This window comes from Celeribacter sp. PS-C1 (assembly GCF_019429625.1).
GTDB lineage: Bacteria > Pseudomonadota > Alphaproteobacteria > Rhodobacterales > Rhodobacteraceae > Celeribacter.
Map to the genome: position 1 here is coordinate 1 of NZ_JAHXRW010000033.1, position 2,891 is coordinate 2,891.

The following is a 2,891-nucleotide window of genomic DNA, read 5'->3' on the forward strand; positions in this document are numbered from 1 at the left end:
AAGCGATCTGCAGTTGCTGCATTCACGACAGAATTTGGTTGCTCCTAAGAGAGAGCGCGTAGTTGTTGACGCGTCTGACGTCGTTGAGTTGCCCCCTCTGGCGAGTGTCGAAGTGTGTTCAGCTTCGACCAGTTCCTCCCCCCAGTATCAACTTCAAAGACAATGCATGACACAAGCATCTGCTTTTGCCACCGTGTGGGCTTTTGCTCCCTGACGTGAGTTTGTCCCGGTGGTGCAAACGCCAATTAAGTTTCTCTATAACGATTGCACTAACTACAGCCCAGGCGACCCGGATGACGCGAAGACCACTATCTCTGATAGACATATAGAGCGCGACATCGCACATCCTAGCTGACGTTTGATCTGGTCGGTGTCGTAAGCCCCATGCTTCATGGATAGACCACGATCATCGCCTAAGCCTTTTGAGTTTGCCGGGACCTGACTTTGCCGATTATTCGTAGTGTCGTGTCTGAGGATCGGGCTGTTTTGGAATTAGGTTCCACCATCGCAGAACCCCAACCATTGGGCTGCGTTCCTGACAACCTGCACTTCCACCAACACATTTGGCCTCCCGTTTAGGGAGAAGCGGAGGTGTGCATACTTAACACGGATAACTCATGCCACATGCACATGCTTTTGTATCTCCTGCTGACCATACAGTGCTTGTTTCTCACCCTGCCGCCGAACTGGTATGTTCTCTATATAGCCATGATAGAAGCGATACTGCTTCAGCTGACCTGACCACGTCGACCATGAACGAGGTCGTCAATACCCTGCACCATTATGGACAAGACCTCTCCCAAAACCACCACGACGCATTGCATAGCGTTATCCAGACCATGGCTGATATGGCGGAAGGGTCTGAAGAACGCCGTGTCTATGTGTCCAGCCTCGACCCTGGGATGGGAAAGACCACGTCGTTGATCGTCTTTCTACGGCAGTTGATGCGTTCTCACATTCACCACGACGTTGCTGTCCTCGTTTGCCTTTCGCGTAAGGCCGAGATCGAGAGGATCGTTGAAGATGCCGGGTTGGATGAGGTCGACTTCGCTGTGCTGACCCGTGACGAGGAGGTCAATGCATTGTCGTCGACGCCGGTCGGTGAGGCACGTGTCCTCTTCACCACCCAGCAGATGCTTTTGTCTCGGCTACGGGGAGGTCGTTTCGAGTCATGCCCGACGTTCCACTACCAGGGTCTTCCCCGTGAGGTCCGCGTTTGGGACGAGGCGATGGAGCCGGGACAGGTGGTCATGCTTTCGAGTGATGACATCGGCGGTCTCCTGGGTTTCCTGCGTCGTGTCTCAGCAGATTTCGCAGACAAGCTGGATGGTTTGATGGAACGACTGCGGAAGGCGGACATTGGGTCCTTGTTCCGTTTCCCGACTCTGGAGCCTGAGGTTCTGCAACGCGCCATGGCCATGCTCGGAGATGACAGGCGGACAGCGCACGTGGAAGCACTTGCGGAGCTGTCGGGCCAAGAGGTTCGTGTCGCTTCTGGTTGGGGTAGTCAGCGTGTTGCCGTGCTTGCCAAGACACTTCTGCCAGAAGACCTGGCTCCTGTTCTGGTTCTGGATGCATCTGCAAGGGTGCGTGAGACTTACAAGCTGTGGAATGAGGAGCGTGGCGGGTTGGTCTATCTGCCAACAGCGACCAAGGACTATAGCCCGTTGACGATCCACGTCGCCAAGAAAGGCGCTGGCAAAAGCAGTTGGGAGCAGGGAGGCGTCGCTTTGGCTGAGATTGTCGCCGAGATGCGTTGTTGCAAGCTGGAAGACCGCTGTCTGATCGTTCACCACAAGACCGACCGACACCTTGACGTCCCCGACCTCGTCAGCACCGCCCTTGGTCTCGATGCCTCAGCCAACACCAGCTTCCTGCACTGGGGGATGCACCGGGCGACCAACGAATACGCTGATGTGCCTACCGTGGTTCTAGCGGGAACCTTCAACTTACCTCCCAGCCACTACCTGGGTCTTACTCATGCCAGCCTTGGTTTGCCCATGGCTACGACGATACCTGAGGATATGGTGAAGCGCGTCGAACTCGGCGAACATGGTCATGCCGTCGTGCAGGCCGTTGGCCGTGGTGTCACCCGTGGATGTTCTGACGGCAAGTGCTTGCCTGGTGACGTCTACATCATCGCAGCAGCGGGGTCTGGTATCGAAGCGGCACTCCGAGACTGGTTTCCAGGGGCGAGGGTGAAGCGCTGGTATCCTGCCAACCGTCCCCCTCTTACTGGCAAGGTCGCCCAAGCCGCCGCCTTCATCAAGCAGCGCCTGAAAGACAACCCAGTTGGACCCATCCTGTTCCAGGATGTCATGGACCACATCGGTTGCAGAGACAGGAGTAACTTCAACAAGACCGTTCGTGGCAATGAACTGTTCAAGCTATGGCTATCAGACAAGGGTTTGGTCGAAGTCAAGCTACCGGGCATCCGAGGCAAGGCAAACGCGTTCCAGGCCGAACTACCGCTCTTTGCGGCTGCTGGTGTCGGGCTACCCCAGGACGTTCAGGGGTCAAAAATCTGAGCGCCCTACCTACAGAGTGCTTAGCGGCGTTCCCCCCATACCCACACCGCTTGTGGGGGAGCGCCAAAAATATCTGGCCATCGCCAAGCCCCCAGAGATAGTTCGGCTTTGGCTGCCCGTTGACCGAGACCATCCGCAGCTCGCGAGACCGCGGTGGTCGGGGAGCAGTTGGGGACCAATCCGAGGTCTTGCCGTCACCGCAGACTACCGAAACCGCTGCCGTAGACCATACCGTAGACCAGATGGTGCCTGTTGACCTGGGCGGGCTGTCGCTGATACCCCTTGTTTTACTGGAGTTACCAGCTGAGGCAGTGCCTGTAACGGGAAGCTAACTAAAAAGCCAACCGTGTGGGGGCACCATAA

At 56.5% G+C, this 2,891-nt stretch carries 1 protein-coding gene; it reads left to right on the forward strand.

Annotated elements, in window-relative coordinates; translation table 11 throughout:
• The first annotated feature begins 752 nt into the window (after positions 1 to 752).
• On the forward strand, positions 753 to 2,528 hold the full coding sequence (locus tag J5Y17_RS19035; RefSeq protein ID WP_219787430.1) for a hypothetical protein: 1,776 nt from the start codon (positions 753 to 755) through the stop codon (positions 2,526 to 2,528).
• Positions 2,529 to 2,891 lie beyond the last annotated feature (363 nt).

What these genes read in the sequence shown, in the direction of transcription:
- J5Y17_RS19035 (WP_219787430.1), top strand. Translation starts at nt 753, where the DNA reads ATGAACGAGGTCGTCAATACCCTGCACCATTATGGACAAGACCTCTCC.